Source organism: Arthrobacter sp. SDTb3-6, from assembly GCF_013376095.1.
Taxonomy (GTDB): domain Bacteria; phylum Actinomycetota; class Actinomycetes; order Actinomycetales; family Micrococcaceae; genus Specibacter.
The window spans coordinates 53,570-75,631 of the sequence record NZ_JAAMFN010000016.1 but is presented as its reverse complement, the minus strand read 5'-3'; the positions used below and the strand labels follow the sequence as shown (position 1 = coordinate 75,631).

The window sequence follows — 22,062 nt, the reverse complement described above, 5'->3', positions numbered from 1 at the left end:
TAAATACATTCACGGCTCCATCATGCCCCACGGCAGTGACATTGACGCGAGACGGTAACGATTCCCGCAGGCGCCCTCCTGGCGGCAAATAATGTCCTTCCGGAGCTGTAATCTAGCGGTGGGAGTGGCAACGGTTGCCCTTGCTGTTCCACGGCGCGCACGGGCGCTCGGACCAGCATCCATAAAAATGTTTTGGTCCGGGTGGGGAAGGCAAGGCGCGGTGCAGACACGACATGTGGGAAACAACTGGGTTCCCCTTCTTTGCCTGTCGATCCTGTTTCTCGCCGGCGCGGCAGCGAGCATGGTGGCCCTCAGTGGCAACGGGGCCGTGCCGGGCGTGTTTGCCGTGGGCATCGTGCCGGCCGGCTGTGTCGCCGCCCCCTGGCTGTGGCGGCACCCGTCGTGGTGGATTGCCCCCCGAAAGCACTATCTCTACCTGGCCGGCGGGACCCTGGCCGGGGTGCTGCTGTTGGCGCTGGTTCCGTTCCTCCACGGCTGTGGACCGTGGCTGGTGCTGGGTGGCGCCGTGGGGACATATGGCTACTTTGAACGGCTCCGGCTGCTGGTGACCACCGGTGGCGGCGTGGTGTTGACGGGCTTTTTGGCCCTGGCCATCCATGCCGACGTCTGGGGCGGGGGACTGCAGCTGCTGGCCGCGGCGGCCCTGGCCTTCGCCGCCAACCGGCTCTTCGTGCTGCGCCATGGGCGGCGCCGCGAAGTCCAGGACAGCGACCCCGGCTTCATTGGCCGTTTCGAGGAGTTCGACGTCGACGCCCCGCCGAACTTTTGGGAACGCCGCTAGGGCTGGAAGGCACCGATCAGCAGCAGGTTGTCGTTGGCATTGCTGCAGGCGGTCAGCGGGTGCGCAATCACCAGCTCGTCGTAGGCGCTGGGCGGGTAGACCATGACGTCGTCGGCCTGGACGCGCTGGCAGTCCTGGTAGTTGTCCGCCTGCGTGTAGCGCAGCACGGCCGAAGCGCCCTGGCCCGGTGCCAGGTGGATGGGGCCGCTGGACGGCCTTGAGGTGTCGCGGTCCGCCGGGGCGCCGATGGGTTGGGTGGTGCCGGCCTTGACGAGGGAAACGCCCGGGTAGCCGTCCAGGATGCAAGCGCTGGAGGACTTGTTGGTCAGGATCAGCTTCATGTAGATGTGCCCGGCCGCGCCGCCGCCGGTATCGTCCAGCGAACCTTTGAGGTCGGCCGCCTTGCACAACGCCGGCGCCATGGTGGTGGCTGGTGCCGCGGAGGAGGGCGCCGCCGGGGTGGGCGCCGTACTTGCCATGGACGACGGCGTGTTCCCGGCCGTTGCGGACGACGCCGTCGCCGGCCCGGCCGCCGTGGTGGCGGTTCCGCTGCCTCCCGTCGGGGCGCAACCGGCCACGGCCAGTCCCAGCACGGCGACGAGCCCCAGCAGGGCCGCGCTGCGGTGACGGAAGGCCGGCTTGGCAGGCTTGGCGTGGCGGGGGGAGGCTGTCCCGGGCAAGTCATTCTGTGCGGACGTCATTTCTCAACTTTTGCGCCCTTGCCCTCCCGAGTCAACAGGCCCCGCCGCCGGGGTGGCGGATAGTCGCCGGGACAGGCCTCCTGGCGGACGGGTTCCGGCCTTTGGCGGCCCCCGGCGTCCTCCGGCACGGGATCAACGGGGGCGCACGACCAGCCTGGAACGCAGGAACGACGGCCCGGCCGGTTTGTCCGAGGAAGCGGTTTATCCCGGGAAGGCCTTCGCCGACGGCGCTGCAGCGTGTCCATCCGCAGTGTGTCCATCCGCAGTGTTTTCAGGCCCGGTGCGTCCGGGCATTGTCCGTCCGGGCACTGTGCGTCCGGGCATTGTGCGTCCGGGCATTGTGCGTCCGGGCACGGTGGCGAGCGGGCCGGTGGCCTGGCCGGCGGGGATGGCCGGCAGGCGCACGGTGAAGGTGGTGGCGCCGGGCCGGCTGGCCAGCTCCACGCTGCCGTGGTGGGCTTCCATGATGGCCGCCACGATGCTCAGGCCCAGGCCGGTGCTGCCCTGCGTGCCGGTCCGGGCCGTGTCGGCACGGGAGAAGCGGTCGAAGATGACGTCCTGGAATTCGGGGGGAATGCCGGGCCCGTCGTCGGTGACGGTGACCACCGGGGAGCCGTCGGCGTCCTGGCTGACCCGCGTGGACACCGTGGTCCCGGCGGGCGTGTGCTTGGCCGCGTTGGAGAGCAGGTTCAGCATCACCTGCTTGAGCTGGCCGTCGTCGCACTTTGCCCGGACCGGGGTGTCCGGGACATCAATGGCCCAGTGGTGGCCGGGGGCCCCGACCCGGACGTCGCTGACGGCGTCCATCGCGATCGGGGTGACGTCGGCCGTGCGCAGGGACAGGGGCCGGCCCTCATCCAGCCGGGCGAGCGTGAGCAGGTCCTCCACCAGCCGGCCCATGCGCAGCGACTGGGCGTTGACGCGGCCCAGCGACGTCTTCCCGTCAGGGGTCAGCGTCTCAGTCATCTGCAGCAGTTCGGTGTAGCCGCGGATCGCGGTCAGCGGCGTGCGCAGTTCATGGCTGGCATCGGCCACAAAACGGCGGACCTTCGTTTCACTGCGCTGGCGGGCCTGCAGGGCGTGGGCAACATTGTCCAGCATGGCGTTGAACGCGTGCCCCACATTGCCCACTTCCGTGCCGGGGCGGGAGGCGCCGTCCGGGACCCGGACGCTCAAGGCGACCTCACCGGCGTCGAGCGGCAGGCGGGACACCCTGGTGGCCAGCGCCGAGAGCTTTTCCAGCGGCGCCATGCTGCGCCGGACGATCATGGTGCCGGCCAGGCCCAGCACAATCAGGCCCGTCAGGGAAACGAGGATGATGGTCAGCACCAGTTTGGCCAGGGTGCGTTCGACGGCGCCCAGGGGCAGTCCGGTGATCAGGACGCCGCCGTTGGACAGAGGGACGGCCTGGAGGCGGTAGTTGCCGATGGACAGGGAGGCGTCGGCCATGGTGCCGCTGGTGGGCAGGGCGGCCAGCAGTTGCGCGTCGTTGTTGGTGAGCTGTTGGCGGGTGCCGGTGGGGGACAGGATGCCGCCCGTGACCAGGTAACCGCCGCTGATGATGGCGTTGAGCTGGCCGGCGCCGGTGCCGCGGGCGTTGAGGGGGTCCGGGCGGGTGCCGGGCGGGCCGGACGGCGTGCTGAGGTTGAAGTCGTGGGAGCGTGCGGAGGCCTGGGCCAGCTGGGAGTCGAGCTGGCTGTTCAGCGACACGCTCATGGCGCTGTAGCTGATCATGCCCACCAGCACGCAGATGACGGTGAGCAGGGCCAGCAGGACCGCCACCAGGCGGGTGCGCAGGTGCCAGCGGCCCGGCCGGGCCAGGCGGGCGGCGGCGGAGCGGAGTGCGCGGGCGCTGGTGGTCAGGGGCATGGCTTGACCACGTATCCCGCGCCGCGGACGGTGTGGATCATCGGTTCACGGTCCGCGTCGATTTTCTTGCGCAGATAGGAGATGTACAGCTCAACGATGTTGCTTTGCCCGCCGAAATCGTAGTCCCACACACGGTCCAGGATGCGGGACTTGCTGAGGACGTGGCGGGGGTTTTCCATCAGGAACTGCAGGAGCTCAAATTCGGTGCTGGTGAGTGAAATGTCCGTGCCGGCACGCGTGACCGTGCGGGTGTCGCGGTTCAGGACCAGGTCGCCAACGGTCAGCTCCGCCGTGCTGGCGGCGGTGACGCCGGCGCGCTGGACAATCCTGTGCAGGCGCAGCATGACCTCTTCCATGCTGAACGGCTTGGTCACGTAGTCGTCGCCGCCGGCATGCAGGCCCGTGAGCCTGTCCGCCACGGCGTCCTTCGCGGTCAGGAACAGGGCCGGAATGTCCGGGTGGATGGTGCGCATGCGCCCCAGCAGTTCAACGCCGTCCATGCCCGGCATCATGACATCCAGCACCAGGACGTCAGGGTGGAAGGACCTGGCCGTTTTCAGGGCCTGTTGCCCGTCATGGGCCACGGCCACGTCCCAGCCGGCCAGCTCCAGCCCCATGCGCATCAAATCGGCAAGCGACGGCTCGTCGTCCACCACCAGCGCGCGGATGGGCTCGCCGCCCGGCCGGGTCAGCTTCGGGGGGCCGTTGCCGTGGAATGGAAGGGACATGCCTCAATTCTCCGGCTTCCGTCCCGCATATGGCTGGAAGACTGCTGGGAGTTTTCTGTGTCCGTTCAGCACTGGTCGCCGCCCGCCGCACGGCACCTGCGCAAAACCAAGTAGCGGCCGGAAAAGTCGAGTGGTGGCCACTCGAGCATTCCCCGCACCGGCCGCATAGCTTGGTCGCTATGCGCCGGCACCCTGCCGTCAACCGCATCCGTATCATCACACCGCAACCGGGGGTTACCGTGAACCACAAGAAAACTGCACCCATTCCCACCCGACTTACCGCCCGACGGCTTGCCGGCGCCGCCGTCATGTCGGGCGTTGTGACCAGCCTGCTGGTCTTTGCCCCGCCAGCCACCGCCGCGCCCAGCCAGTCAGGGGGCATCTGCAACGGCGTCACCAACCAGCTGGCCCACCGCGGCACCGTCCAGGAAAACCTGCTCAAGGCGGCCGCCAACAAGAACGCCGCGGTCATCAGCCAGCTTCAGGCCGAGCGCGCCCAGCTGCAAAACAGCGCCGATTCGTTGACGGCGCAGGTGGCTTCCGCGAACAAGGCCATCACCGACCTCGAGACGCAAGGGGCCCAGCTTGATGCGCAGCTCACGGCGGCGGGGGACCAGCTGGCCACCCTGCAGTCCCAGCAGGCCGCCACGCAGCAGGCCATCGCTGCAGCGCAAGACACCCTGTCCAAGCTGGCCGCGGACAAGCAGGCCGTCCAGGACCAGCTGGCGCCGCTGCAGTCCCAGCTTGAGGCGGCCCAGTCGGCCACTGCCCAACTGAAGGCCCAGGCCCAGGACGCAGCGGACCAGGTTGCGGCCAAGCAGGCCCAGATCAGCACCGCCCAGGGAGAACTGGCCACGCTGCAGTCCACGGCCACCCAGGCCGCCGACGCGCTCGCGGCAAAGAATGCACAGATTGCCGACGCCCAGGCCGCGCTGGCCACCCTGACTGCGGAATCCCAGGCTGCCGACGCCGCCGTCGTGACGGCCGGGCAAGCCGTCACGGACGCCGAAGCCGAGCTCCAGCGCCTGCAGGACAGCGGCACGGCGGCCCAGGACGCACTTGACGCCCAGACCGCCAAGGTGGCGGACGCGAAGGCCACGCTGGCCACGCTCCAGGCCTCTGCCGCCAGTGCGGCGGACGCGGTCACAGCCAAAAACGCCGCGATTGCCACGGCACAGGGCGAGCTCGCCGCGCTGCAGGCGGCCGCCACTGCGGCGGCGGACGCCGTCACGGCACAGAACGCGGCCATGGCCCAGGCCCAAAACGACCTTGCGGGGCTGCAGTCCACGGCAGATGCCGCGGCCGCCGCCTTGGCGGACAACGCAGCAAAGATGGCCGCGGCCGCTACGGACATCACCTCGCTCCAGGCCCAGATTGCCACCGGGAACGCTGCGATTGCCGCCAAGCAGTCACAGCTGGAAACGGCCCAGGGGGAACTGACCACCCTGCAGGCCAGCGCCGCGACGCTGCAGGCCCAGATTAATGACCTCAATGCCCAAATCGCCGCCATCAACGGGAATTCGAGCAAAAAGCGGGCGCTGATTACCGAGCGGGACACCTTGCAAGGCCAACTCGTCGACGTCAACTCCGCCATCACGTTGAAAAACGCGGAAATCTCCGGCTACCAGGGGGACCTGACGGCGCTCCAGTCCGCGGTCGACTCCTTGAACGCCCAGCTGCAAGCCAGGCAGCTGGACAGCAGCGCCCTGCAGCAGCAGGCCGCCCCGCTCCAGGCGGCCCTGGACGCGGCGAACGCGGCCGCGGCCGCCAAGCAGGGCGACATTGCGGCGCTGCAGGCCCAGCTGCCCGCACTCCAGGCCGCCGTGGACGCCGCCAACGCCGCGGCCACGGACAAGGCCCAGGAACTGAGCACCCTCCAGGGCCAGCTGCCCGGGCTCCAGGACGCTGTCACGGCCGCCCAAGCCGCCGTGACAGCCCAGGAACAGGTGGTGTCCGGGCTTGAAGCCGCCCTGCCCGCCCTGACGGAAGGCGTTGCCGAGGCCCAGGCGGCCATCGACGCGCAGCAGTCCGTGTTGCAGAGCCTGGAGGGCAAGCTGGCCGACGCGCAGAATGCCGCGGCGGCGGCCAAGGCCGCCGTGGAGGCGAAGACGGCCGAACTGGCCGCACTGACCGCCGAACTGCCTGGTCTGCAGGCGACAGTGGACGCGACCAGCGCGGCGGTTGCGGCCAAGCAGGCGGACCTTGCCGCACTGAACACCGAGCTGGACAACCTGGTGGCCAGCCTGGCCGGAATCAACGCCCAGATCACTGCCAAGGAAGGGGACATCCTGGCACTGCAGGGGCAGGTGAAGCCGTTGCTGGACCAGCTGAACACCCTCAACGGCCAGGCCAGCGCTGCCGATGCACAGCTGGCCAACCTGCAGGGGCAGCTGTCCGCGCTGGATACGCAGGTGACCGCGGCGCAGGCAACGTTGCGCAGCCTCCAGGCCCAGAAGAAGGCCAACCAGGATGCAGTCAAGACGCAGCAGGCCGTTGTGATTGGCCTGCAGGACCAGCTCGGTTCGGTGCAAAACCAGATCAAGGCCATTGACGGCCAAATTGCCCTGGGCGGCTGCGTGGCCTGATGCGAGGGCACGTCGTGCGCCGCCGCGCCCGTTCCCCGTTTTCGCGCCCGTACCACGGGGCGCGAAAACGGGGAACGGGCGCACTTACACGAGGTGCAGGCGCCTGGCAACGGGTGGGACGCTGGATTCCTGACGCCACGGTGGCGCGCGAGAACCTCCCCGGCCCCGTGCGGCCGAATGCCTGAAGGCACACCGCAGACAAGTGCGCCCACAGGACTGGTTACAGAACGACGAAAGGCGCCCACTTCGCTGTCAATGCAACGATGTGGACGCCTTCTGCAGTGGCGGTGACGGTGGGATTTGAACCCACGTCAGGCTCTCACCTGAACAACATTTCGAGTGTTGCACCTTCGGCCGCTCGGACACGTCACCAACTCGCAAGATACTACCGGCTGGAGCGTCCAGTTCAAAAATGAACGGCGCCGGCACCCGGGGACTGGTGCAGTATTAGGGGCATGGACAATGAGACGCAGCGTGCCTGGAGCTGGCATAAACAAGGCCTGGACGGCTCCCTGGCGGGACAATCAGCCGCACAGGTGCTCGGTGCGGCCGGCTGGGCGCGGTCCGTGGGCGGCGCCAACCCCTACCTCACCCTGTTCGCCCGGGCCGGCATCCGACGCGACCAGGCCGACGCCGACGTCGCGGCCCTGCGCATCCATGAACTGCCGACGGCGCGCGGCTGCACCTATGTGCTCGGCGCCGGCGACTTCGCGTGGGCGCTGTCCCTGGGGCAGGGCGCCGCAGAGGCACAGGCCAAGGTGCTGGACAAGCTGGACGTGCCCCGTTCGGAACTGGCCGCGCTGGAAGGCGCCGTGCTTGAGGCCCTGGGCGCCGGCGTCGACCGCCAGGCGGACGGGCGGGGCGCCATGGACCCCCAGCAGCTCAAGGCTGCGCTCGGCGATGCCGTGCGGAGCCTTGGCGAGGCCGGGAAGAAGAAGGGCGCGTCCACCACGCTGCCCGCGGTTCTCGGGCTGCTGCAGGCGGACGGCCGCATCCGGCGCGTGCCCGTCAACGGAAGGCTGGACCAGCAGCGTTACGCCTACACGGCGTGGGGGCTGGCGGCGTCCACGCTCACACCGGAGCAAACCCGGGCACGGCTGATGGAATGTTACCTGGGCTGGACCGGGGGAGCCGGGCTGAAGCAGACCCAGTGGTTCACCGGCTTCACCGTGGCCCAGACCAAGGCGGCGCTCGCCGGCGCCGGAGCGGTGGACGTGGACGGGCTCTGGATCCTGCCGGCCGACGTCGATGAGCGGGAAAACTTCACGGCCCCGAAAGAGGAGCAGGTCCGGCTTCTGGCCGGCAGCGACTCCCTGTTCCTGCTGCGGCGCAATGCGGCCGACCACTTTGCACCGGAGGACCAGGGGCGCCGGCTTGGCAGCACCCGGCTGGCCCTGCAGGCAGACCTGCCGGACCACCCGATCGTGGACCGCGGCCGGATCATCGGCCTCTGGCAGTATGACCCCGGCGAGGGGCGCATGGCCCACTGGCTCTTTAACACCCCCACGAAGGCCGTGAAGCACCGGATCAAGGAGGTCGAGGCGTTCATCCGGGAGGATCTGGGCGACTTCCGCAGCTTCAGCCTGGATTCGCCGTCGAGCCGGCAAAAGCGGATCGACGCGCTGGACGCGGCAGGCTGACCCCGAATGTCAGCGGTGCGCGCCGAAGAAGTCCTTCAGCAGTGCCGCGCATTCGTCCTCCCGCACCCCGGGAAACACCTCGACCCAGTGGTTGAGGCGGCGCTCGCGAAGCACGTCAAACACGGAACCGGCGGCCCCGGCCTTCTCGTCCCACGCGCCGAAAACCACCTTCTGCACCCGCGCCAGCACGATCGCCCCGGCGCACATGGTGCACGGCTCCAGCGTGACCACCAGCGTGCAGCCCTCCAGCCGCCACCCGCCAATCCTCCGGGCAGCCTCCCGGATGGCCACCATCTCGGCGTGCGCCGTAGGGTCCCCGTGCGCCTCCCGTTCGTTGCGCCCCACGCCGAGCACCCCGCCGTCGGGCCCCAGCACGACGGCGCCGATGGGTACGTCCCCCGTGTCCAGGGCGCGGCGTGCCTGCTCCAGGGCAAGGCCCATCCACGCAGCATGCCGGGCCGTGGCGGGCGTCTCGGTTTGGCGGGAATTCGATAGGGGGGACACGGCTCAATGGTAGCTTTTATCTATGCGCGTACTGGTTGCGGATCATCCGCTGATTGCCCACAAATTGACTGTCCTGCGGGACAAGAACACCCCCTCGCCGGTTTTTCGGCTGCTGACCGAAGAACTCGTCACCCTGCTGGCCTACGAGGCAACCCGCGAGGTGCGCGTGGAGCCGGTCAACATTGAAACGCCTGTGACATCCACGATCGGCACGGGCCTGGTCAAGCCCACCCCGCTGGTGGTGCCGATCCTGCGCGCCGGGCTGGGCATGCTCGAGGGCATGACGCGCCTGCTGCCCACGGCCGAGGTCGGCTTCCTCGGCATGGCCCGCAACGAGGAGACTCTCGAGGCCATCACCTATGCCGAACGCCTGCCCGAGGACCTCACGGGCCGCCAGGTGTACGTGCTGGACCCCATGCTGGCCACCGGCGGCACCCTGATCGAGGCGTTCAAGTTCCTCTTTGACCGTGGCGCCGCGGACATCACCTGCATCTGCCTGCTGGCCGCGCCGGAGGGCCTGGCCAAGCTGGAAGCCGCCCATGGCGACCGCGACAACGTCCACGTGGTCCTGGCCTCGATCGACGAGGGCCTGAACGAAAAGTCCTACATTGTGCCGGGCCTGGGCGACGCCGGCGACCGCCTGTACGGGGTCGTGGACTAAGGAAGCAACGAGAAAGGGGCCAACCCGCGAGAACGGTGTCAAGCATCACCGTTCTCGCGGGTTGGCCCCTTTCTCGCGTCAGGAGGGGTGCCGGTCAGTACCAGCCTGCCGCCACTTCCTGTCCCCAGGCGCCGCACGGGGTGCCGTAGCGCGCCTCAATGTATTGCAGGCCCCAGCGGATCTGCGTCCTGTAGTTGGTGCGGTAGTCCGCGCCCACGCTCGCCATCTTCTCGGCCGGCAGCGACTGGGCAATGCCGTACGCACCGCTGGAGGCGTTTTCCGCCGAGGTCAGCCAGCTGGATTCCTGGGTCCACAACAGCCGCAGGCAGCCCATCTGGTCCGCACCCCACCCCTTGGCTGCCAGCTGGCCCGCCGCATACGCCTGCGCGCCGGCGGGGTCGTCGACGAGCACGGGGGCTGCGGCCTTGGCCGGGGCTGCGGCCTTGGCGGGGGCGAGGCGGGTGACGCCGTCGGACTGGCTCTCGACGGTGGGGGCCTTCGCCTTGGCTGATTCCTTGGCCTGGGCCTTGGCCTGGGCCGCGGAGCCGACGTCGATGCGGGAAAAGCTGACCGCAATGCCCTTCGGCGCTGTAACGGCCGACGGCGTTGCGCCCGTCGTTGCGCCCGTCGTTGCGCCGGAAGTGGCGCCCGCCGTGGCGCCGGTGGCGGCACCGGAAACCAGGCTCGCCGCGGCGAGCCCGCCGGGGACGTTGTTGGTGGCTGCCTGTGCCAGCCCGCCCCCGGCCAGGAGGGCTGCGGAGACGGCCACAACGGCCATGCGCCGGGCCGGGCCACGGGTATTTGTTGCCTCGGCCTCCTGCCTGCGGGCCTCGCGGCGGGAAATCTTGCGTACGGGCTCGGCGCGGCGCCGGCCGTGCTGGGGTGCTGCAGACATAAAAGTAGGGCCTCTCCACGCCTGCGAGGTGAGCTGTCGGGAACGGATGGGAGCATCCGGCCGGGCGGCGGGCAGCAGCAGCTGCCCGGACTTTCGGCTTAACCCCAAGGGCTTCCATGGGTAGGAGGCCCGCAAAGATTGGGTCCCCCGTCTCTGCCATCTGTGTGAACGGGAAATGGGCGGCGGCAGAGCTCGGCGAACCGTCCATTTGTGCCAAGGAACCGTGGGTGGCTCGGCGGGCACCCTGCCAACGTTACCGAACCAGGAGCGCATTGTCACATTTTGATAACGGTGTGGCCAGGGTGACATTTACTTAGCAATGCTAATGACCTATGCTAACTAAGAGAAGATACGCAACTTTTAGCACCAGGTTGATACTGACGATGACTCAAGCACCCACCACCAAAACCCTGCCGGCCAAACGCCCCGCCGGCCCAGGCCCCCTTGCCGCCGAGCTGAGGGTGGCCGTCATGCGCACCTCCCGGCGGCTGCGCGCCGAAGCAGCCTCGCGGGATATCAGCCCCGGCCAGTATTCCGTCCTGGCCGGCATCCTCAACGGGCCCCTGACCGTGGGGGAGCTGGCAGAACGCGAACAGATCCAGGCGCCGTCCATGACGCGGATTGTCAACGGCCTTGAGGCCGCCGGATACGTCACGCGCGGGGACAACCCGCACGACCGGCGCCAGGTCCTGGTCCACGTGACCGAAGCCGGCACCGCCATACTGCAGAAGGCCAGGTCCCGGAGGACGCAGTGGCTGGCCAAGGGCATCGCGGGCCTGTCCCCGGAAGAGCGCGCCACGCTCCACGAAGCCGCCCGGATCCTGCAGGAGATGAGCGCCAGGTGAATTCCATGTTCCGCGCCCTGAAGGTCTTCAACTACCGGCTCTGGGTGACCGGGGCGCTGGTGTCCAACATCGGCACCTGGATGCAGCGGGTGGCCCAGGACTGGCTGGTGCTGACCATCCTGATCCACAACTCCGGAACCGCCGCCGGCATCACCACCGGCCTGCAGTTCCTGCCCATCGTCTTCCTGGGCCCCTTCGCCGGCCTCCTGGGCGACCGCGTCAACAAGCGCAAGCTGCTGCTGTGCACCCAGACGGCCATGGGACTGTGCGCACTGCTGCTGGGGCTGCTGGTGGTCACCAACACCGTGCAGCTGTGGCATGTCTACGTCCTGGCATTCCTGCTGGGCGTTGCCAGCGCCTTCGATGCCCCGTCGCGCCAGGCGTTTGTCTCCGAAGTCGTCAGCAAGGAGGACGTGCCCAACGCCGTCGCCCTCAACAGCGCATCCTTTAACCTCGCCCGCCTGGCGGGCCCGGGCGTGGCCGGCCTGGTCATCGCCCTGTTCGGCACGGGCCCGGCCTTCCTGATTAACGCGGCCAGCTTTGTGGCCGTGATCTTCTCGCTTTGGCGCATGCGTGTGTCCGAACTGCAGCCCGTGGTCCGCGTGCCGCGGGGCAAGGGCCAGATCCGTGAAGGGTTCCGTTACATCCGCCAGCGCCCGGACCTGATGATGATCATGGGGCTGGTGTTCATGGTGGGCACCTTCGGCATGAACTTCCAGATCACCAACGCCCTCATGGCCACCACCATCTTCCACCTGGGCCCGGGCGAGTACGGGCTGCTGGGATCCGTCATGGCCATCGGCACGCTCGCGGCCGCCCTGCTGGCGGCGCGGCGCAAGACGATGCGGACCATGTACATCGTGGGCGGGGCCCTGGCCTTCGGCGTGATGGTGGCCATCGCCGCCGCCATGCCAAGCTATGCCCTGTATGCCCTGGCGCTGGTTCCGGTGGGCCTGGCGGCGCTGACCTTCATGAACGCGTGCAACACCACCGTCCAGCTGACCACCGACTCGGCCATGCGCGGGCGCGTCCTGGCGGTCTACATGGTGGTGCTGCAGGGTGGGACCCCGATCGGCGCCCCCTTGGTCGGTTGGATCGCCACCGCCTTCGGTGCCCGCTGGTCGCTGGGGATTGGTGCCGTGGTGGCAATCGTCTCCGGCCTCGCGGCCCTGATCATGATGAACCGGCGCAACCACGTCAGGCTGCGCGACCAGGTGCGCAGCCTGCGGCCCTTCTCGGCGGCCCAGGCCGCGGACCGCTAGTCCCTCCCTCCCATAACATCATTTTCCGCACAAAATCTGCGCGTCCCTGGATGGATATCCAGCCGCCTGAAAGCCGCCAAGTGCCAATCATGAACGAATTGATGCAATATTGAAGATCCGCGAAATTATTAATCCATCAGAGACTATTCGAATCAAATAAGTTCAACGTCAACCGCATTACGTGAATAAAATGGTGACCAAGCAGTTATGTAAGATTGGTCACAATATACCCATAAATCTCATTATGTGGACAAATGGACAGTTTGTTACTTGCGGGTTTCATTTATTACGTAGGACACTTGCATTGTGAACACCCACCCAGTGAATTCTGCAGCCGCAGCCACCGCCACCCATCAAGCCGGCGGGCGCCATTTCTGCTGTTGTCGAATGCAGTCCTAGTCAGCACCCCATATCTAGGCATTCGTGGCCAGCGTGGCCAGCCCCAACGGGCATTCAGTCCAGGCCTCCAGGGCATGAGAAAAGCATTCGCGCCGTAGCTAACGGCCAAACACCGAGGTAGTTCAATGTCAGTTGCATCCGGATACGTCCACATCTCAGTCCGCAACGCCGCCAAGGCCGTTGCCCGCAGTGCGGCCCAGCCCCGCCCCGCCGGGCAGGACCACCCGAGCTACGGCAATCCCGCAGCGTACCGCCGCGATGCGGATTCCGCCGCGGTCCGGCTGCGCGCCGTGCCCGAGGCAGCGCCCATGACCGCACCCACCCCCGTCATTGCCGGCAGCGACACCCTCCGCGGCGTCAACCCGGACAACGTCGCCCGCGGCTTTGTGCTGTACGTGGGCGTGGACGAGGACACGGCGGCCGCCGCCGGGACCTCCCTGGCCAAGCTGGCCCAGGACATCCGCGCCTACGCCCAATCACTGGTGCCGCAGGCACAGAGCTATGCTGCCGTGGCCATTGCGCCGTCCGACGCCGTGGGCAGCCCCCTCGACGTGGTCCGCTCCACCTTCGGCGACCCCACCGTGGCCACCCGCCAGCGCCCGGAGCCCGTCCGTCCCCCCGTTGCCGCCGAGCAGCGCCCCACCGGCGTCCTGATCGACCTGGCACGCCGCGAAGTCCACCTCGACGGCGAGACGCTGAACCTGACGTTCAAGGAATTCGAGCTGCTGAACTACCTCGTCGAAAACGGCACCCGCACCGTGGGCCGCGACGAACTCCTCGACGGCCTCTGGGGCAACGCCGACGAGGTCCCCAACGAGCGCACCATCGACGTCCACGTCCGCCGCCTCCGCTCCAAGCTGGGCCGCCTCGCCAACACCGTGCGCACCGTCCGCGGCGAAGGCTACCGTTTCTACGAGCACCCCGAGGTCGTCGTCTGGGCGGCCCCCGAGTACTCGATCTAACGCAAGGCCATATTCTTCAGGCACGACGACGGCCGGGGCACCTGGGTGCCCCGGCCGTCGTCGTGCCGTGGGGTTCCCTTACTAAACTGTCAGCATGAGCGAACACCACATCAAGCGGCTGGTCCTGATGCGCCACGCCAAGGCGGCCTTCCCCCTCGGCGTTGGGGACCACGAGCGGCCGCTGGCCCAGCGGGGGCACCACGAGGCGCCGCTGGCGGGGAAGTGGCTGCTGGAGAACGGGATTGTGCCCGACTTCATCCTGTGCTCCTCGGCGCTGCGCACGCGGCAGACCTGCACCTGGGTGTGTGAGCAGCTCGGCGAGAAGGCACCCACGCCCAAGCTCGAGGAGGCGCTGTATGCGGCCGGCCCGCGGCGCATGCTGGCCGTGGTCAACCACGTGCCCGAAACAGTGACCACGCTGATGGTGATCAGCCACATGCCCGGTGTCCAGGAGCTGGCGCTCACGCTGGCCTCGCGCGATTCAGACCAGGACGCCTACATGAACATGGCCAGCGCCTACCCCACCAGTGCGTTCACGGTGCTCGAACATGCCGGCGACTGGGCCACGCTGGACGGCCAGGATGCCCGGGTCACCCACTTTGTGGTGCCGCGCCCGGGACGGTAGCGCCTACGCCAGGGCGCGGACCAGCGCCTCGTCCCGGTCGCGGAGCAGGCGCACGGAGACGTCCGCCTCCGGCACCAGCGCATCGGCGCCGTGGTAGAAACCCGGGTAGACCTGAAGCGCGGTTGGCACGCCGGCCTGCAGCAGGCGCGCCGCATACTCGATGTCCTCATCCCGGAACAGGTCCAGCTCGCCCACCTGGATGAGCGCGGGCGGCAGCCCGGACAGGTTCCCGGCCCGGGCCGGCGCCGCGTACTCGCTCACCTGGTCGGTGCCGTGCGCCGGGCCGAGCAGCCAGGACCAGGCCTGCGTGTTGCGTTTGCGGTTCCAGGAGGGGATGGCCGGGAACTCGCGGTTGGACGGGGTCTGGTCCCGGTCGTCAAGCATCGGGTACGCCAGGTACTGGAAGCGCAAGGCCGGCCCGTCCTGGTCCCGTGCGCGCAAGGCCAGTCCCGCCGCGATCCCGCCGCCGGCACTGGCGCCCCCAATGGCCAGCCGGGCGGGGTCGACGCCGAGCAGCCCGGCATTGTCCACGGTCCACAGCAGTCCCTGGTAGGCGTCGTCAACGGCTGCCGGGAAGGGGTGCTCGGGGGCCAGGCGGTACTCCACGGACACGACCGCCAAGCCGGTCGACAGCGCGAGCTGTAGACAATGCAGGTCGTCCCCGGCCATGGTGCCGGCCACCATGCCGCCGCCGTGGATCCAGTACAGGCACGGCAGCGTCCCGGTGGCATGCGCGGGCCGGTAGCTGCGCAGGGCCACATCCACCCCCTGGCCGCCGCCTGGGGCCACGTGGTCGGCCATGGTGGCCTGGTCCGCCAGGCCGGCCGGCAAGGCGGGGCGCCGGGCCGCATCGGCGCGGCGCATGGCCACCAGTTCGGCAAGGGTCGTGGGCGGGGTCCGGCCCGTCAGGAAGTCCAGGCCGGGGTGGAGCTGGGGATCGGTGCGGTCAAAAAAGTTCACGGCTGGTCCTTTCGGGATGGACGCGGCTCAGGCGGTGAGGGCGTCCCTGAACCAGCCGGTGATGGAGGCCGGGTGGGTGATGGCGGTGCCGACCACCACGGCGAAGGCTCCGGCGTCCAGCGCCTGGCGTGCCTGGGCGGGGGAGTGGATGCGGCCCTCGGCAATGAGCGGCTTCCCCAGCCCGGCGGCGGCAATGGCGGCAATGAGGTCCAGGTCCGGCCCGTCCGTCTTCGGCCGCTCGCCCGAGTATCCGGCCAGCGTGGTGCCGATGAGGTCGGCGCCGGCAGCGGCGGCGGCAACGGCGTCGCCCAGGGAGCCGCAGTCCGCCATCACGAGGGCGTTGGAGCCGGCGTGGATGCCCGCAACCGTTTCGGCCAGGGTCAGCCCGTCCGGGCGGGGGCGGCGGGTGCCGTCAATGGCCACAATGTGCGCGCCGGCGCCGGCACAGGAGAGGGCGTGCTGCAGGGTGGGGGTGATGAAGACGCCGTCGTGGCCGTCCTTCCACAGCCCGATCACCGGCACCTCCACGGCGGCACGGGTGAACTGGATGTCCGCAAGGCCCTGGACCCGGATGGCCGCGGCACCGCCGATGACGGCCGACGCCGCCACCTGCGCCGTGGTGCGGGGATCGCGCATGGGCTCGCCGGGGTAGGCCTGGGCGGAAACAACCAGCTGGCCGGCCAGGGCGTCGAGGTTGGTCAGTTTTAAGGTCATGGTGACTCCTGGGAATGGGAATGGGAATGGGAATGGGAACGGATTAGGAAAGGACCAGTGAGGCTGCGCCCACGACGGCGGCCGTGTTGCCCAGCGCGGCCCGGACCACGGGCACGTCCGCCAGCGGAGCGAGCAGTTCGGCGCGCAGCGCACGCTCCATGGGGTGCCACCAGGGCCCGCCGGCGTCGGCCAGGCCGCCGGAAATGACCACCACCTGCGGGTCGAGGATGTTGGCCAGCCCGCCCACGGCCTGGCCGGCGGCCCGCGCGGCCGTGGCAATGACCGACGCGGCCAGTTCGTCGCCGAGGCCGGCCGCAGCAAAGACGGCCCGGGTGTCCTCCAGCGCCGCACTGCCGCCGTCGCGCACGTAGGCTGCGCGGATGGCGGGCCCGGAGGCGACGGCCTCCACATGGCCTGCATGGCCGCAGGAACAGGGCAGGGGAGTGCCGCGGTGGACGGCGAGCGGCGAGGCGAAGTGCCCCACGTGCCCGCCCACAAAGTGGTGGCCCAGCAGGGGACGGCCGTTGACCACGAAGCTGCCTCCCACGCCGGTGCCAAACGCCATCATGAGCGAGGTTGACGTGCCGGCGGCCGCGCCAAGCCAGGCCTCGCCCAGGGCGTGGGCGTGCACGTCATTGATGACGGCGGCCGGCAGTCCCAACCGCTCCTGGAGGCCCGCGATGATGTGTGTACCGGTCCAGCCGAGGATCGCGTCGGTCGCCGAAATGACGGTGCCCTCCGCGGCGTCGATGACCCCGGCGGAGCCCACGCCCACGGCGTCCACCGTGGCGCCGGCGCCGGCCGCGTCCTTCACGAGGGAGCGCACCAGTTCCGCGGTGGCGTCCAGGATGGCGGCCCCGCCGTCGCGGTTCTTCGTGGCGACCTGCCCCTGGACCAGCACGGAACCGTCCGCCGCCACCACGCCGGCCGCCGTCTTGGTCCCGCCCAGGTCAACGCCCACTACGTACCGCATGTCAATTCCTTCACAGTAAAAACGTCTGGACCCGCACTCCTGCCGCCGGCCGGGCCTGTCGAGACCCCGACTCTCGAGACCCCGACTCTCGAGACGCCGACTGTCGAGAACCCGGGGGGACTGCGATCAGATCAGGCCGGTACGCACCAGGATCGCCTTGACGGCCGCGGTCTCGTCCTCGTCCAGGGCGAGCATGGGGGTGCTCATGACATTGGTCTTGATGATGCCCATGAGCATCATGGCCGTCTTGAACGCGCCCAGGCCGGCGGCGTTGCCGGACACGCGGCCCGCCTTGGGCGTGTAGACGATGTTGAAGACGTCGGCGAGGCGGTCTTGCTCGGCGGCAGCCTTGGCCCAGTCGCCGGCCACGGCCGCGTCGTACAGGCGGCGGTAGCCGGCCGGGTCCACGTTGCCCAGGCCCGGGACCACGCCCTGTGCGCCGCCCAGGAGGGCGCCGTCCACCACGACCTCGTGGCCGGTGAAAATGTCAAAGTTCGGGATGTCCCTGGCCGCAATGACCAGCTGGCGGAAGGAGACGTCGTCGCCCGAGGAGTCCTTGACGCCGGCGATGACGCCCTCGCGGCCCAGCTCGACGAGCAGGTCGGTGGGCAGCTTGAAGTGGGTGCGGACGGGGACGTCGTAGGCGAACACCGGGACGTCCACGGAGGCGGCGACGGCGCGGAAGTGGCGGCCGTTCTCCTCGGCGTTGCTGATGGCGTAGTACTGGCTCGTGGCCACGATGCCGTCGGCGCCGAGGGACACCGCACGGGCGGCCTCCTCGATGACGCGGTTGGTGGTCTGCTCCACGGCGCCGGCCAGCACGGGCACCTGGCCGGCGTTGACGCCCACAATGGTGCGCAGCACGGTGTCGCGCTCGTCGTTGGTCAGGTGGGTGACCTCGCCGGAGGAGCCGTTGACGAACAGGCCGGTGACACCGCCGTCGAGCAGGTGGCGGGTGACATTTTCCAGGGAGGGGACGTCAATGGCGCCGTCGGCGGTGCGGGGGGTGACGACGGGCGGGATGACGCCCTGAAAACGGGAAGCGACGGTTGTCACGGTAATAACTCCAAAATTGCGGTTGATTGATGGGGAAAATCGGGGGAGTGCGTGGGGCTCAGAGGTGCAGCAGCGACGGCGCCGCGCCCAGCAGCTTCTTGGTGTAGTCGTTGGACGGGTTGTCGAAGACCTGCTCGGCGTTGCCTTCCTCCACGATCTGGCCGTAGTACATGACGCAGATCCGGTCGGAGACGTAGCGGACGGTCTGGATGTCATGGCTGATGAAAACCATGCCCAGGTTCAGTTCCTTCTTCAGGTCCGAGAGCAGGTTGAGCACCTGGGCGCGGACGGAGACGTCCAGTGCGGAGGTGGGCTCGTCCGCCACGACGATGTCGGGGTCCAGGGCCAGGGCCCGGGCAATGGCCACGCGCTGGCGCTGGCCGCCGGAAACGTTCGACGGCGTGACCTCGGCTGCGGACTGCGGCAGGCCCACCAGCGCCAGCAGTTCGCGGACCTTGGCCAGGCGGGAGGCCGCCGTGCCAATGCCGTGGACGGCGAGCGGGTCCACCAGGATGTCCTGGATGGTCATGCGCGGGTTCAGCGCCGTCGACGGGTCCTGGAACACCACGGATACGGAGCGGCCGAATTCCTTGCGCATCGCTGCGCTGCGCTTGATGGCCGGCTTGCCGTGGAAGAGCACCTGGCCCGAGGTGGGGGCCTGCAGGCCCACCAGGACGGAGGCCAGCGTGGACTTCCCGCAGCCGGACTCGCCCACGATGCCCACGGTTTCGCCGCGGCGGATGCTGAAGTCCACACCGTTGACGGCCTTGACGTAGCTCGGCTTGAACAGCCCGCCCGAGCGGGTCCGGTGGTGGACGTGCAGGTCCTTGAGCTCGATGACAGGGGTGGTGGCCGTGCTGTGCGTGCTCATCGTGCACCTTCCTTTTCTTTTCCGCTCAGTTCCGGCTGGCGTTCGTGGCTGGCCCAGTAGTGGTCCGTTGCGACACCGTCGCGGACCACCGGGACGAACGCCAGCTTCTGCTCCGGGTCGGCGTCGGGACGCTGCGAGCGGCCCGCGAACCTGTCGCCGGGGGCAAATTCGCGCGGTGACGGCACGGTTCCGGGGATCTGGTGGAGCCGGACGGCGTCGGACTCGATGGAAAGGACGGCCCCGAGCAGCCCGCGCGTGTACTCGTGGGTGGGGTGGGCCAGCAGCTCCGAGGCCTGGGCGGATTCAACCACCTGGCCGGCGTACATCACGGTGATCTTGTGCGCCAGCGAAGCGACCAGGGCCAGGTCGTGGCTGACAAAGATCATGGCGAAGCCGAGCTGCTCGCGCAGTTCATTCAGCAGGTCCACGACCTGCTTTTGCACCGTGACGTCCAGTGCCGTGGTCGGCTCGTCCGCCACCACGATCTGGGGCGAGCGCGACAGCGCCATGGCGATCAGCACGCGCTGGCGCTGTCCGCCGGACAGCTCGTGCGGGTAGCTGCGCAGCGTGCGCTGCGCGTCCAGGCCCACCAGTTCCAGCAGCTCGGCCGGCGTCTTGCGGCCGTTGCGGCGGGTCAGCTGGTGCATCTGGTCCTTGACCAGCATGGACGGGTTCAGGGAGCTGAGCGCGTCCTGGTACACCATGGAGATCTGCTCGCCGCGGACGCCTTCGTAGGCCTTGGCCGAGCTCTGCTTCGTGGCCGGATCCAGCAGTTCCCGGCCATTGAACCTGATGGAGCCGGTGACCTCCGCCGTCGGCGGCAGCAGGCCCATGACGGCCAGGGAGGTGATGGACTTGCCGCAGCCCGATTCGCCCACCAGGCCCATGGTCTCGCCCTCGCGGACGGTGAAGGAGACCCTGTCCACGATGGCGGTGTCGCCGTAACGGCCCGGGAAGCGGATGGAGAGGTCCTTCACTTCCAGGACCACACGGGCGTCGGCGGCCACCTGCGGGAGGCGGTCGGTGCGCTGCTGCTCGACGGCCCGCAGGAGCAGGAGTTCCTTGTCCAGGGCCGCGAAGGGGTCCTCGATGGCGGCACGTGCGGCGGCGTCGGCCTTGGCGAGCTCGACGGCGGCCGCGGCCGAACCGTCGTCGTCCTTCACCGGCGCGGCCTTGCGCAGGCGCGGGTTCACCATGGCATCGGTGAGGCCCTCGGCCAGGATGTTCAGGCTCAGCACGGTCAGCAGGATGGCGAGGCCTGGGAAGGTGGTGCCCCACCAGCCGCCGTTGAGAAGCAGCGTGCGGCCGTAGGAGATCACATTGCCCCAGGATGGTGCGGGATCCTGCACACCGGCGCCGAGGAAGGACAGGCTGGCCTCGAAGACGATGGCATCGGCCACCAGGACCGTGGCGAAGACCAGCACGGGGGCCGCGGTGTTGCGGACCACGTGCTTGACGAGGATGTAGGAGCGTGCGGCGCCCATGACCTTCTCGGCGCGCACGTAGTCCTCGCCGTAGGCGGAGAGGACGTTGGCGCGGATCACGCGGGCCAGCTGCGGGGTGTACAGGATGGCGATGGTGACCATGATGACCGGGACGGAACGGCCAAACACGGCCAGGAACACGGCGGCCAGGGCGATGGCCGGGAACGCCATGAACACGTCCAGCACGCGCATGATGGTTTCGTCAAACACCTTGCGGGTGGTGGCCGCCAGCGAGCCGAAGAGCGCGCCGAGCAACACGGCCAGGATGGTGGCGCCGATGCCGATCACCAGGGAGTAGCGGGCACCGTACATGATGCGGGAGAAGATGTCCCTGCCTACGCGGTCGGTGCCGAACCAGTGGTCCAGGCTGGGCGCCTGGGCCGGGATGTCGCCGGTGAGCGGGTTGTGGATGGTGATGAGCGGGGCGAAGATGGCCGCCAGCGCAATCAAGACCAGGAAGGCCAGGGCAAACTTGGAGCCTAGCGGCAGGGCCTTGATACGCAGCCCGGGAGCACTCAGGCGCTCTGCGAGTCCAGTACGCATGGGTTACACCGTCCGAATTCTGGGGTTGAGGATCAGGTAGAGCAGGTCAACGACCAGGTTGACGAGCACAAAGGTGACGGCGATGATGATCACCACGCCCTGGACGATGTTGGTGTCGCCGGCGGTGATGCCGTTGACAATCAACTGGCCCATGCCGGGCAGCGAGAAGATGGTCTCGATGACGATTGCGCCGCCGAGCATGTAGCCGATGCGAAGGCCCAGGACGGTCACCGGGGTCACCATGGCGTTGCGCAGCACGTTGCGGCGGACCACCTCGCCGCGGGGGACGCCGTTGCCGATGGCGGTGCGCACATAATCCTTGTCCAGCTCCTCGACCATGGAGGTGCGGACCACGCGGATCAGCGATGCGGCCACGGGGATGGCCAGTGCGATGGCGGGGAGGAACAGGGACTGCAGCCAGCCGGGGAACGAATCGGTGGGGTTGACGTAGCCGCCGGTGGGGAACAGGGGCCAGTTCAGGGCGAACTGCTGGATCAGCAGGATGCCGATCCAAAACGACGGCGTGGCGATGCCGGCAACGGAGACGATGCGGATGAGCTGGTCGGGCCACTTGTCGCGGTACAGCGCTGCGGTGACGCCGAGCACCAGCGCGAGCACCACCGCCATGATGACGCCCAGGAAGGTCAGTTGGAGGGTGAGGGGGAAGGCCGTGGCGATCAGGCTGGACACGGGTTGGGCCGGCGGTGCCGTGTTGCCCAGGTTTCCCGTGACCAGGTTTCCCAGGAAGTGGATGTACTGGACGAACAACGGGTCGTTCAGGCCGTTGGCAGCCCGGTACGCCGCGATTGCCTGCGGGCTGGCGCCTTCGCCGAGGGCGACGATTGCGGGGTCGGTGGGAAGGAACTGCATGACGACGAACACCAGCAAGGTGACGCCCAGCAGCATGAACGGGAGGACGATTATTCGCCGTCCCAGCAGTCGCAGGAATGCGCTCAAGGTTCTATCTCCATTGCGTATGGGAA

At 68.7% G+C, this 22,062-nt stretch carries 20 protein-coding genes, 1 tRNA gene and 1 riboswitch; of the genes, 8 read left to right on the top strand and 13 right to left on the bottom strand.

The features are described from left to right. Positions 1–220: 220 nt before the first annotated feature. Positions 221–802 carry a hypothetical protein gene (locus G6035_RS09815; protein ID WP_176616894.1) on the top strand — a complete coding sequence of 194 codons (582 nt, stop codon included), beginning with the start codon at positions 221–223 and terminating at the stop codon, positions 800–802. Here G6035_RS09815 and G6035_RS09810 read toward each other — a convergent pair. The 3 genes from G6035_RS09810 to G6035_RS09800 form a co-directional block, all read right to left on the bottom strand. Further along, the gene (locus G6035_RS09810) at positions 799–1,503 is read right to left on the bottom strand and encodes a DUF4232 domain-containing protein (protein WP_176616893.1); all 705 of its coding nucleotides are present in this window, start codon (positions 1,501–1,503) and stop codon (positions 799–801) included. The genes G6035_RS09815 and G6035_RS09810 overlap by 4 nt on opposite strands. A 201-nt stretch (positions 1,504–1,704) precedes the next feature. Then, positions 1,705–3,372: a cell wall metabolism sensor histidine kinase WalK gene (locus G6035_RS09805; protein ID WP_176616892.1), complete on the bottom strand. Its 1,668-nt coding sequence runs from the start codon at positions 3,370–3,372 to the stop codon at positions 1,705–1,707. Further along, positions 3,363–4,100 (bottom strand): response regulator transcription factor, encoded by a 738-nt coding sequence (locus G6035_RS09800; protein ID WP_305144523.1) that lies wholly within the window; start codon positions 4,098–4,100, stop codon positions 3,363–3,365. The genes G6035_RS09805 and G6035_RS09800 overlap by 10 nt, the downstream gene beginning before the upstream one ends. A 239-nt stretch (positions 4,101–4,339) precedes the next feature. Here G6035_RS09800 and G6035_RS09795 point away from each other — a divergent pair, with 239 nt between their 5' ends. Further along, positions 4,340–6,685: a chromosome segregation ATPase gene (locus G6035_RS09795; RefSeq protein ID WP_371130947.1), complete on the top strand. Its 2,346-nt coding sequence runs from the start codon at positions 4,340–4,342 to the stop codon at positions 6,683–6,685. A gap of 282 nt (positions 6,686–6,967) precedes the next feature. Here G6035_RS09795 and G6035_RS09790 read toward each other — a convergent pair. After that, positions 6,968–7,057 (bottom strand) — tRNA-Ser (locus G6035_RS09790). An 83-nt stretch (positions 7,058–7,140) separates the two neighbouring features. On the opposite strand from G6035_RS09790, the gene G6035_RS09785 reads away from it, so the two are divergent. Beyond that, positions 7,141–8,325, top strand: coding sequence for a DNA glycosylase AlkZ-like family protein (locus G6035_RS09785; RefSeq protein WP_176616891.1), 1,185 nt, complete (start codon positions 7,141–7,143; stop codon positions 8,323–8,325). 9 nt (positions 8,326–8,334) lie between these two features. Here the strand turns inward: G6035_RS09785 and tadA are convergent, their stop codons facing one another. Next, the gene (gene tadA, locus G6035_RS09780; protein ID WP_371130946.1) at positions 8,335–8,829 is read right to left on the bottom strand and encodes a tRNA adenosine(34) deaminase TadA; all 495 of its coding nucleotides are present in this window, start codon (positions 8,827–8,829) and stop codon (positions 8,335–8,337) included. A 22-nt stretch (positions 8,830–8,851) separates the two neighbouring features. Between tadA and upp the strand changes: the two genes are divergently transcribed. After that, positions 8,852–9,490, top strand: a complete 639-nt coding sequence (gene upp / locus G6035_RS09775; protein WP_176616890.1) for a uracil phosphoribosyltransferase — start codon at positions 8,852–8,854, stop codon at positions 9,488–9,490. A 94-nt stretch (positions 9,491–9,584) separates the two neighbouring features. Here the strand turns inward: upp and G6035_RS09770 are convergent, their stop codons facing one another. Next, a complete protein-coding gene (locus G6035_RS09770) occupies positions 9,585–10,385 on the bottom strand; it encodes a hypothetical protein (protein WP_176616889.1) in 801 nt (266 codons plus the stop codon). 6 nt (positions 10,386–10,391) lie between these two features. Continuing rightward, positions 10,392–10,577, bottom strand: a riboswitch (cyclic di-AMP (ydaO/yuaA leader). A 191-nt stretch (positions 10,578–10,768) separates the two neighbouring features. Between G6035_RS09770 and G6035_RS09765 the strand changes: the two genes are divergently transcribed. The 4 genes from G6035_RS09765 (at position 10,769) to G6035_RS09750 (ending at position 14,478) form a co-directional block, all read left to right on the top strand. Further along, a complete protein-coding gene (locus G6035_RS09765) occupies positions 10,769–11,230 on the top strand; it encodes a MarR family winged helix-turn-helix transcriptional regulator (protein ID WP_176616888.1) in 462 nt (153 codons plus the stop codon). A 5-nt stretch (positions 11,231–11,235) separates the two neighbouring features. Beyond that, positions 11,236–12,492 carry an MFS transporter gene (locus G6035_RS09760; protein ID WP_176616912.1) on the top strand — a complete coding sequence of 419 codons (1,257 nt, stop codon included), beginning with the start codon at positions 11,236–11,238 and terminating at the stop codon, positions 12,490–12,492. Between the two features lie 524 nt (positions 12,493–13,016). Next, a complete protein-coding gene (locus G6035_RS09755) occupies positions 13,017–13,853 on the top strand; it encodes a winged helix-turn-helix domain-containing protein (protein ID WP_176616887.1) in 837 nt (278 codons plus the stop codon). Between the two features lie 94 nt (positions 13,854–13,947). Then, positions 13,948–14,478 carry a histidine phosphatase family protein gene (locus G6035_RS09750; RefSeq protein WP_176616886.1) on the top strand — a complete coding sequence of 177 codons (531 nt, stop codon included), beginning with the start codon at positions 13,948–13,950 and terminating at the stop codon, positions 14,476–14,478. Between the two features lie 3 nt (positions 14,479–14,481). Here G6035_RS09750 and G6035_RS09745 read toward each other — a convergent pair whose 3' ends face one another. From G6035_RS09745 to G6035_RS09715, 7 genes are all read right to left on the bottom strand, one after another. Next, on the bottom strand, positions 14,482–15,438 hold the full coding sequence (locus G6035_RS09745) for an alpha/beta hydrolase (protein ID WP_176616885.1): 957 nt from the start codon (positions 15,436–15,438) through the stop codon (positions 14,482–14,484). A 27-nt stretch (positions 15,439–15,465) separates the two neighbouring features. Further along, positions 15,466–16,152: an N-acetylmannosamine-6-phosphate 2-epimerase gene (locus G6035_RS09740; RefSeq protein ID WP_176616884.1), complete on the bottom strand. Its 687-nt coding sequence runs from the start codon at positions 16,150–16,152 to the stop codon at positions 15,466–15,468. A 43-nt stretch (positions 16,153–16,195) separates the two neighbouring features. Further along, the gene (locus G6035_RS09735; RefSeq protein ID WP_176616883.1) at positions 16,196–17,125 is read right to left on the bottom strand and encodes an ROK family protein; all 930 of its coding nucleotides are present in this window, start codon (positions 17,123–17,125) and stop codon (positions 16,196–16,198) included. Between the two features lie 126 nt (positions 17,126–17,251). Beyond that, on the bottom strand, positions 17,252–18,181 hold the full coding sequence (locus tag G6035_RS09730; protein WP_176616882.1) for a dihydrodipicolinate synthase family protein: 930 nt from the start codon (positions 18,179–18,181) through the stop codon (positions 17,252–17,254). Between the two features lie 58 nt (positions 18,182–18,239). Continuing rightward, positions 18,240–19,052, bottom strand: coding sequence for an ATP-binding cassette domain-containing protein (locus tag G6035_RS09725; protein ID WP_176616881.1), 813 nt, complete (start codon positions 19,050–19,052; stop codon positions 18,240–18,242). Further along, entirely contained in the window at positions 19,049–21,079 is a 2,031-nt protein-coding gene (locus tag G6035_RS09720) for a dipeptide/oligopeptide/nickel ABC transporter permease/ATP-binding protein (RefSeq protein ID WP_176616880.1), read from the bottom strand. Before G6035_RS09720 ends, G6035_RS09725 begins: the two co-directional genes overlap by 4 nt. A gap of 3 nt (positions 21,080–21,082) precedes the next feature. Next, positions 21,083–22,036, bottom strand: a complete 954-nt coding sequence (locus G6035_RS09715) for an ABC transporter permease (RefSeq protein ID WP_176616879.1) — start codon at positions 22,034–22,036, stop codon at positions 21,083–21,085. Positions 22,037–22,062 lie beyond the last annotated feature (26 nt).